The 6,516-nt window shown below is 70.8% G+C and carries 7 protein-coding genes; 3 read left to right on the top strand and 4 right to left on the bottom strand.

What is annotated here, in order from left to right; translation table 11 throughout:
- Positions 1-156: 156 nt before the first annotated feature.
- Together AOJ26_RS34060 and AOJ26_RS34055 are read left to right on the top strand one after the other, a co-directional pair.
- Complete coding sequence (locus AOJ26_RS34060) at positions 157-1,377, top strand: acetyl-CoA C-acetyltransferase (protein WP_053852232.1); 1,221 nt, start codon at positions 157-159, stop codon at positions 1,375-1,377.
- A 285-nt stretch (positions 1,378-1,662) separates the two neighbouring features.
- Positions 1,663-2,445, top strand: a complete 783-nt coding sequence (locus AOJ26_RS34055; protein WP_179200410.1) for a hypothetical protein — start codon at positions 1,663-1,665, stop codon at positions 2,443-2,445.
- Between the two features lie 15 nt (positions 2,446-2,460).
- Here AOJ26_RS34055 and AOJ26_RS34050 read toward each other — a convergent pair whose 3' ends face one another.
- Positions 2,461-2,772 carry a hypothetical protein gene (locus tag AOJ26_RS34050; protein ID WP_078960138.1) on the bottom strand — a complete coding sequence of 104 codons (312 nt, stop codon included), beginning with the start codon at positions 2,770-2,772 and terminating at the stop codon, positions 2,461-2,463.
- Between the two features lie 104 nt (positions 2,773-2,876).
- On the opposite strand from AOJ26_RS34050, the gene AOJ26_RS34045 reads away from it, so the two are divergent.
- On the top strand, positions 2,877-3,107 hold the full coding sequence (locus AOJ26_RS34045) for a DUF4287 domain-containing protein (protein ID WP_020120819.1): 231 nt from the start codon (positions 2,877-2,879) through the stop codon (positions 3,105-3,107).
- A gap of 62 nt (positions 3,108-3,169) precedes the next feature.
- On the opposite strand, the gene AOJ26_RS34040 is transcribed toward AOJ26_RS34045, so the two are convergent.
- From AOJ26_RS34040 to AOJ26_RS34030, 3 genes are all read right to left on the bottom strand, one after another.
- Positions 3,170-4,054 carry a Bax inhibitor-1/YccA family membrane protein gene (locus AOJ26_RS34040; protein ID WP_053852229.1) on the bottom strand — a complete coding sequence of 295 codons (885 nt, stop codon included), beginning with the start codon at positions 4,052-4,054 and terminating at the stop codon, positions 3,170-3,172.
- Positions 4,055-4,200: 146 nt separating this feature from the next.
- Positions 4,201-5,376: a 4-hydroxybenzoate 3-monooxygenase gene (locus AOJ26_RS34035; RefSeq protein WP_053852228.1), complete on the bottom strand. Its 1,176-nt coding sequence runs from the start codon at positions 5,374-5,376 to the stop codon at positions 4,201-4,203.
- 174 nt (positions 5,377-5,550) lie between these two features.
- The gene (locus AOJ26_RS34030) at positions 5,551-6,228 is read right to left on the bottom strand and encodes a hypothetical protein (RefSeq protein ID WP_053852227.1); all 678 of its coding nucleotides are present in this window, start codon (positions 6,226-6,228) and stop codon (positions 5,551-5,553) included.
- Between the last annotated feature and the right edge of the window lie 288 nt (positions 6,229-6,516).

The following is a 6,516-nucleotide window of genomic DNA, read 5'->3' as shown; positions in this document are numbered from 1 at the left end:
GCCCCACCCCCGCACCGTCCACCACCCCACTCCCGGAGGCCAAAGCAAGCGCTTAGACATAGGTCACACCGCCGCCCCCGTGACCCAGGCCATACGTACGGGTAACTTCCCAAGCAGCCCAGTCGGAAGAAACCCCCGTACGCCCATGGAGCCGTGATGCCCGAAGCCGTGATCGTCTCGACCGCCCGCTCCCCCATCGGCCGCGCCGTCAAGGGCTCGCTCAAGGACCTGCGCCCCGACGACCTCACCGCCACGATCATCCAGGCCGCCCTCGCCAAGGTCCCCGAGCTGGACCCGCGCGACATCGACGACCTGATGCTCGGCTGCGGCCTGCCCGGCGGCGAGCAGGGCTACAACCTGGGCCGCATCGTGGCCGTGCAGATGGGCATGGACCACCTGCCGGGCTGCACGATCACCCGTTACTGCTCGTCCTCGCTCCAGACCAGCCGCATGGCCCTGCACGCCATCAAGGCCGGCGAGGGCGACGTCTTCATCTCGGCCGGTGTCGAGATGGTCTCCCGCTACGCCAAGGGCAGCTCGGACGGCCTCCCGGACACCACCAACTCGATCTTCGCCGAGGCCCAGGCCCGCACCGCGGCCACCGCCGCCTCCGAGGGCTCGACCTGGCACGACCCGCGCGAGGACGGCCTGCTCCCCGACCCGTACATCGCGATGGGTCAGACCGCCGAGAACCTGGCCCGCGTCAAGGGCGTCACCCGCCAGGACATGGACGAGTTCGGCGTCCGCTCGCAGAACCTCGCCGAGGAAGCCATCAAGAACGGCTTCTGGGAGCGCGAGATCACCCCGGTCACGCTTCCCGACGGCACCGTGGTCAGCAAGGACGACGGCCCCCGTGCCGGGGTCACCCTGGAGGGCGTCCAGGGCCTGAAGCCGGTCTTCCGCCCCGACGGCATGGTCACCGCCGGCAACTGCTGCCCCCTCAACGACGGCGCCGCCGCGGTCGTGATCATGTCCGACACCAAGGCGCGCGAACTCGGCCTGACCCCGCTCGCCCGCATCGTGTCGACCGGCGTCTCGGGCCTGTCCCCCGAGATCATGGGCCTCGGCCCGGTGGACGCGTCGAACCAGGCGCTGCGCCGCGCCGGTCTCACGATCGACGACATCGACCTGGTCGAGATCAACGAGGCGTTCGCCGCCCAGGTGATCCCCTCCTACCGCGACCTGAACATCCCGCTGGAGAAGCTGAACGTGAACGGCGGCGCCATCGCCGTCGGCCACCCCTTCGGCATGACCGGCGCGCGCATCACCGGCACGCTCATCAACTCCCTCCAGTTCCACGACAAGCAGTTCGGTCTGGAGACCATGTGCGTGGGCGGCGGTCAGGGCATGGCGATGGTCATCGAGCGCCTGAGCTAGCCTCAACTCTCCGTGTCTGTACGGGAACCCAGCGTCACTCTTTGGCCCAGAACCGGCGAAACTCCAAGGTTCTGGGCCGATTTGTGATCCAATCTCCCCCAGGATGTGACCTATCTCCCTTCGCAGAGGGATCTGTGCAGCTCAGGGCCGTTTCACCACCAACCACCGGACCCAAAGTCCTGTCCGATTCGTGACGTTACGCACTGACAGCGGGATAGTCCGCCCTTCAAGCTGATGTAGGAAGTCGGGGGTCGACTTTGAACCGGGAGTACGTCAGTGAGCGCCATGCCGATCGCCTTGCTGGTCACCACGGCCGCCACGGGCGCCGTGGGCGTCGCCGTCCTGCGCACCCTCATGGTGCTGCGCCGACAGGTCGCCGCCCTGCACACCGAGCTCGCCAAGAACACCACCACGCCCGTGCGGGGTCTCGTGCCGGCCGCGCGTCCCGCCGCTGACGTCGACGAGATACGCGCCGCCGTGGCCGAGGCCCTCGCCGAGGAACGCGAGCGCGAGCTCGCCGAGGCGCGGGCCTTCTGGGCCGCCCAGGAGGCCCGTGACGCCTCCGACGCGCCCTCGCTGCTCGGCCTGCCCGACAGCGAGCTGTTCCTGCCCCGGCAGGCCGATTTCGTGGGCCTGGAGCCGCTGGAGCCGGTCTCGGAGCCCTCGGCCGAGGCGGACGAGTTCGCCGGCGACAGCCCGGAACTGGCCGCGGCCCGCCGCCGCCACCCCTCCCACCCGGACTTCGTGCCGGTCGGCTCACCCGCCGTGGGCGACCACGAGCGCACGGTGGCCACCCTGGAGGAACTGGCCGCGTCCGGCACGGAACTGGCCGACGTCCGCCCGGGTCCCCTCGGCACCCTCGACGTCTACGTCTTCGCGGACGGCACGACCCTGTGCATGACCCCGGGCCACCGCGAGACGGCCGAACGTCTCGCGGCCGCGCTGCGTGCGGGTGAGACCCCGGTCCTGCTGGGCGGCTCGGGCGTCTCGGGCGCGTACACGCTGACGTTCGCCTGCGGCGAGGAGAACGTCTACATCCTGGCCGACCGGGTCATAGCGTCCCTGTAGGCGTCCCGGCGGGAGTCACACACCGGCCCGCTGCTGTGCCTGCGCCACCAGCTCCAGCGCTTCCTCCACTTGGCCCTCGTCCGTCAGGACGAGGGCCAAGTCGTGCACGGCCACGGTGATTTGGTCGGCGGCGGCGAACATGCCCGCGTCCGGCATCTCGCGGAGCGGGGTCCCCGGCTCCTCCAGGACCTGCGTCCGGCGGGCGAACTCGCGGGCCAGTCCCAGCGCCTCGGCGGCCGCGCCCCGTTGCAGCCGGCTCTGCGGCGCGGCCCGCAGACGGTCGGCGAAGTGGTCCACAGCCCGGGTCAGACGCGAAGTATCAGCCACCGGCCAACCGTACGCGCCCCACCGGGACTGTTGCCAACAGGCGAAGGCTCAGGCACGGTGACCTGAAGGACCGGCTTACATCCCCTTTGCGTCCGGAGGCGCCGATGTCCCACGTCCTCTCCGAGGAGACCCACCGCAACATGCTCGCCCGCATTCCCCACTGCACCGGTCGTGAAGTGTCCGACTGGCTCCGCACCGTCGACGAAGGCCCGGCCCTCTTCCGCTTCGAGGAGAAGGTGAGCTGGCTCCGCCACGAACACAACCTCGCGTACGGCCACGCCAAGGCGATCATCCACGAGTACGACCTGAGGAGGGCCGCGCGCAGGTACTTCTAGCCGCGCACACGGGAAAGGGCCCCGGGTGGGAACCCGGGGCCCTTTCACCTTCCGCGTGGCTGCTAGTCGTTGCTGTTGAGGATCGCGACGAGCCGCAGGAACTCCATGTAGATCCACACCAGCGTCAGCGTGAGACCGAAGGCCGCCAGCCAGGCCTCCTCCTTCGGCGCACCGTAGGCGATGCCGTCCTCGACCTGCTTGAAGTCGAGGGCGAGGAAGCACGCGCCGAGCAGGACGCCGATGACGCCGAACAGGATGCCGAGGCCGCCGCTGCGGAAGCCGAGGCCGTCACCGCCGCCGAAGACGGCGAACAGCATGTTGACGACCATCAGCAGCAGGAAGCCGAGCGCGGCCGCCATCACGAAGCCGTAGAACCGGCGGTTGACGCGGATCCAGCCGGCCTTGTACGCCACCAGCACCGCGGCGAAGACCGCGAGGGTGCCGATCACGGCCTGCATGGCCGCGCCGCTGGCGATGCGGTTGTCGACGATGCTGGAGATGACGCCGAGGAACACGCCCTCGAACGCGGCGTACGACACGATCAGCGCGGGCGTCGCCGTGCGCTTGAAGGACTGGACGAGCGCCAGGACCATGCCGATCAGCGCGGCGCCGATGCCGATGCCGTACGAGCGGCCGATGTTGGCGTCGTCGACGGGCAGCAGCGCCCAGGAGAGCGCGGCCGTGACGATCAGGATGCCGAGGGTGGTGCCGGTGCGCATGACGACGTCGTCCATCGTCATCCGGCCGGTGGTCACCGGGGCCTGCGGCGGCGCGCCCTGCTGCTGGGCATAGGGGTTGGTCGCGTACGGGTTGCCCTGCGGCTGCGCGTAGGGGTTGGCCTGCGTGCCTACGGCTGCGCTCCCGGCCTGCGGCGCGGTGTTGAAGCCCGCGTAGCCGTTGTCGCGGCTGAACCCCCGTCGCGAGAAGACCGGGTTGCTGCTCCTCATTTCACTCCTCCATGGCCACCGTGTGTGGACCTTGCCTCAAGAGTAATGGGTAGGCAAAGGAATGACCCTAGTGCTTGGGGAGGATCTTCCCTCGATGTCCTGCGCAACACGCTACGCGCACGCCTGATTCCCGGCGCCGGAGGACCTCACCCGAAGGGGAAGCCGGTGTACCCCTCGGCGAGGTCGGTCTCGGCGGCCCGCGATCCGGCGATCCGCTCCAGCCTGGCGAGCTGCATGCGGTCCTCGAAGGGAGTGGCGTCGGGTGCCCGGTGCAGCAGGCTCGTCATGTCGTAGGAGAACCGCTCGGCCTGCCACACCCGTCGCAGGCAGGTCTCGGAGTAGGCGTCGAGGCGCTCGGCCGAACCGGTCTCCTTCAGGTGCGTCAGTGCCCTCGCGAAGGTCACGACGTCCCCGACGGCGAGGTTGAGGCCCTTGGCGCCGGTGGGCGGGACGATGTGCGCCGCGTCGCCCGCCAGGAAGAGCCGGCCGTACCGCATGGGCTCGTGGACGTAGGAGCGCATGGGGGTGACGGACTTCTGGGTGATCGGTCCCCGGTCCAGCTTCCAGTCGTCGTCCGTCTCGAAGCGGCGCTCCAGCTCGTCCCAGATCTCCTCGTCGCCCCAGCTCGCCGCGTCCGTGCCGGTGGGGACCTGGAGGTAGAGGCGGGAGACGGACGGGGAGCGCATGGACAGCAGGGCGAAGCCGCGGTCGTGGCGGGCGTAGACGAGTTCGTCGTGCGAGGGCGGGACGTCGGCCAGGATGCCCAGCCAGGCGAAGGGGTACGTCCGCTCGAACACCCGGGTCAGTTCCGCGGGGATCGCCTTGCGCGCCACGCCCCAGAAGCCGTCGCAGCCGACGACGTACTCGCACTCCAGGACGTCCTCGCGGCCCTCGTGCCGGAAGCGGACGCGCGGGGTGCCGGTGTCGGCGCCCTCCACGGCCAGGGCCTCCGCCTCGAACAGCAGCGGGCCGCCGTCCTGGAGCTGGAGGGCGATGAGGTCCTTGCAGACCTCGGTCTGGGCGTAGACCATCACGGAGCGGCCGCCGGTGAGGGCGGGGAAGTCGACGCGGTGGCGCTTCCTGTCGTAGCGCAGTTCGATGCCGTCGTGCGGGAGTCCCTCGCGGTCCATGCGCTCCCCGGCGCCGGCCGCGCGCAGCACGTCGACCGTGCCCTGCTCCAGGATCCCGGCGCGCTGGCGCTGCTCGACGTAGGAGCGGTCGCGGCTCTCCAGGACGACCGAGTCGATGCCGGCGCGGTGGAGGAGCCGGGCGAGGAGGAGGCCGGCGGGGCCGGCTCCGATGATGCCGACGGTGGTACGCATCGGGCGTTCCCTTCGGAGACCTGGTGGCGGGGCGCGCACATCAACTCGTGTTCGCGTGGTGAAGTTTCTTTCACTTGAGTGAGCCGAGTCTGCGCCGAGGTTCTGCCGATGTCAACGGTCTCCGCGCGGCGGTCCGGCCGGCGGTGGCTTCCGCGGGCCGGACCGCCGGCCGGGTCAGCGGCCGGGCCAGCCGTCCAGGTGGCGGCGCATGGTGACGTCCTGCCGCGCGTCGCCCTTCGGCGCGTGGGCCACGGCGTCCTTGAGGACGGCGTCGACCTCGGCGGCGAGCGAGTCCGCCCGGGTGCGCAGGTCGGTCGCGGGGATGTCGGAGCGGGTCAGGGCGTCCAGCCGGCGGTGGATGTCGTCGAGCTGTCGGCGGTGGGCGGAGTCGAGGGTGAGCGGGGCGGGCGTGGAGACCACGAACTGGTAGGCGCCGGCCAGGGTCTGGCAGCCGGTGCAGCTCTTGTTGGTGGCGTCGCTGAGGTTCACCGCGTTCAGGCGGGTGTGCTCGCCCGCGACGGTGACGATCTGGAAGGACAGTGCGACCGACCGGCAGGCGTCGTCGGCGGTGCAGCCCGCCGAGACCGCGTTGGCCTGGTTGCGCACGGATGCGGCATTCACCTTCCCGAACTGCCGGATGGTGAACGAGTCCTTCTCCTCGGTGTGGTCGCGGCGGTCGGCGTGGCTGAAGACATGGTCCGACGCGACGGCGACCTTGGCGGCCGTCCCGCCGGTGGCCGCCTGCGCCGGCACGGCGGTCGCCACACCGGCGACACCGGCGGCGAACAGCCCCACACGGACGGCACGCCGGGTGAGCGGGCTGGGGGTACGGGGTTTTCGGTGGCTGTTCAAGGGATCTCCCTGGGTGGATGGATGCGTACGGATGTGGGGGGCGGCGGAGAAGGGCCGCGGAGGGCCCGGGGTGGGCACGAAGACAGGCAAGGGGCAGGTGGTGCGAGGGTCACCGGCGGGCCCGGCGTTGACCTGGCGGGCGTGGACTGGGAGGTCCGGGTGGACCGGGAGGACCGGGAGGACCGGGAGGACCGGGAGGATGCGGTGGACCCGGAGGACCCGGCGGACCCGGCGGACCCGGTGAGGGCCACGACCCGCCGCCGCCCTCACCGCCCCTTCCCTCCGTGC

Origin of the sequence: Streptomyces sp. NRRL B-24085, assembly GCF_001282115.1 — a bacterium.
Classification (GTDB): Bacteria; Actinomycetota; Actinomycetes; order Streptomycetales; family Streptomycetaceae; genus Streptomyces.
This window is presented reverse-complemented; position numbering and strand designations above follow the sequence as displayed.